This is a genomic window from Helicobacter didelphidarum (assembly GCF_003364195.1).
Classification (GTDB): domain Bacteria; phylum Campylobacterota; class Campylobacteria; order Campylobacterales; family Helicobacteraceae; genus Helicobacter_A; species Helicobacter_A didelphidarum.
On sequence record NZ_NXLQ01000118.1, the window covers coordinates 1 to 1,626 of the forward strand.

The 1,626-nt window shown below is 28.4% G+C and carries 3 protein-coding genes; all 3 read left to right on the forward strand.

Translation table 11 applies throughout. The features are described from left to right. Positions 1-766, forward strand: a 766-nt coding sequence (locus CQA53_RS11280; RefSeq protein ID WP_342767983.1) for a M23 family metallopeptidase, incomplete at its 5' end; no start/stop codon positions are given. Positions 767-770: 4 nt separating this feature from the next. After that, the gene (locus CQA53_RS11285; protein WP_147290054.1) at positions 771-1,151 is read left to right on the forward strand and encodes a hypothetical protein; all 381 of its coding nucleotides are present in this window, start codon (positions 771-773) and stop codon (positions 1,149-1,151) included. Between the two features lie 99 nt (positions 1,152-1,250). Further along, on the forward strand, positions 1,251-1,547 hold the full coding sequence (locus tag CQA53_RS11290; protein WP_112051187.1) for a hypothetical protein: 297 nt from the start codon (positions 1,251-1,253) through the stop codon (positions 1,545-1,547). Positions 1,548-1,626: the final 79 nt, after the last annotated feature.

A 1,626-nucleotide genomic window follows, 5' to 3' on the forward strand; every position in this document is an offset into this window, starting at 1 on the left:
GAATGATAAGAGATTCTTTAATACATTAGAAACTCTTAAGAAAGAATATAATATAAATACAAATGATAGGGTGATAGTAAGGTTGGAGGTGGAGTATGAAGGAAACAATGAAATTATATTTCCGCTTAAAGTAAAGCCATTGAATGACAGGGGATTGCTATATGATTGGACTATTAAAAACCCAACAGATAAAAATGCAACGCAAACTATTTATGGACGAAATAGAAGTGGCGGAACAAGAAAACATGCAGCAAGGGATTTATATACAGATTTCTTTGGAAGAAATATTAAAAATCCAAAATCTAATGTAGAGATTGTAGCTATTGCCAATGGAGAGGTTCTTGATACAAGAGCGTTTTATCTTGAAACACACCAAGTTACGATTTTACACGAAACTTCTAAATATGGAAAATTTATTATTAGGTATGGAGAAATGGATAAAAACTCTATAAAAGTTAATATAGGAGATAAGGTGAAACAAGGGCAGGTGCTTGGCTATGCTGGTTTGATGTTGGAGAATGGTGTTCACCCAAATATTGTTCCTAATAGGCAAGTGATGATGCTTCATTTTGAATACTTTACAAATGGTAATGATACTAATGTCATCGGAAAATTAACAGATAAAAGCAAGTTGCCATTTCAAAGAAGAAATGATATAATAATACTTTTGGAGGCAATAAATGAAAAAGTTGGCATTAACTATTGGTCTTATATTTTGCTTTTATGTGCAATTACATGCAAACAGCATAGAAATAGAATGCAGTAAAAGCATGACTTGTGATGATGACTATGAATGCAATATAGAAAAATGTCTTATTAAAAATGCAAAAAATCTAAAAGAGGCATTGCTCTATGATATAAAAAGAGAAGTAGAAAAAAACAGAGAAAATTCTATTGGTATATCTATGGCTTATCAAGCTATGTTGCAACTAGATTTATTCAACGGGCAAAAAGACTACAATGTTTCAGTAAAAGTAGATCATGGTATTGATGAATGTCGTTTAGGTAGTTGTATAGAATCTTATGATTTAACTATAGAAAAAATGGATGAGAATGAAATAAAATTAATATATGCAATATTTAGTATTTATGAAAAAACTTATAGAAAAACAAAAGATGGTATAGAGGTCATAACTGAAAATTATATTTAATTTGGTTTTTTAATCATTTTTGATGATAAGTATATTGCAAATAGGAATATTAAACATGGTAATTAATGTATATATTTAATGGAAAATAAAGGAGAATATATGCGTTATATAGTAATTATATTATTTTGCTATGGTAGTTTGTTTGCACAAATAGAAATAGAAGAGAATTTTACAAATACAAATATCATAGAGGCATATAAACAAATGAAAAATAGTTTTTCTGAGAGTTATCATCTCCCACAAAACATAGAATCTATGAAAAATATTTCACAAACTATTGATAATGAAGAAAGTGAGATTTATGGCTATAGAAACTTTGATGTGCAATGGAAAAATAAAAATGAAGTAACTATAAGTCTTAATGCTTTTGATGATGGAGAAAGGATTATTAAATAATACAACATATTATTTCTGTCTTGATAAAGATTGGCAAAAGGAGAAAGATAAAGGAGCTATTCCAGAGGGGGAATATTAT